This window comes from Pseudomonas sp. P7548 (genome assembly GCF_013386585.1).
Classification (GTDB): Bacteria; Pseudomonadota; Gammaproteobacteria; order Pseudomonadales; family Pseudomonadaceae; genus Aquipseudomonas.
In genome coordinates, this window is sequence record NZ_JACARO010000009.1 from 1 (window position 1) to 317 (window position 317).

Here is a 317-nt window from a genome sequence, read left to right on the forward strand (position 1 = left end):
TTTCGACCGCCCAAAACAAAACCCCATCTGCTCTCGCAAATGGGGTTTTGGAATTTAATCTTGACGATGACCTACTCTCACATGGGGAAACCCCACACTACCATCGGCGATGCATCGTTTCACTACTGAGTTCGGGATGGGATCAGGTGGTTCCAATGCTCTATGGTCGTCAAGAAATTCGGGTACTGAGTCGTGACCGGTTGGCCTCGCTTCAGCAAATTGGGTATGTGATAGTTTTCGGTGTTTTGTGAGCGTCGAACTTTCGGTTCATTTCGTCTTCACACACCGCAATCTGGTGCCTTTTCAGGTCAGCAAAT

Annotated in this window: 1 rRNA gene; it reads right to left on the minus strand. The window is 48.6% G+C overall.

Annotated elements, in window-relative coordinates:
* Positions 1 to 58: 58 nt before the first annotated feature.
* Positions 59 to 174 (minus strand): 5S ribosomal RNA (gene rrf / locus HX803_RS04620).
* Between the last annotated feature and the right edge of the window lie 143 nt (positions 175 to 317).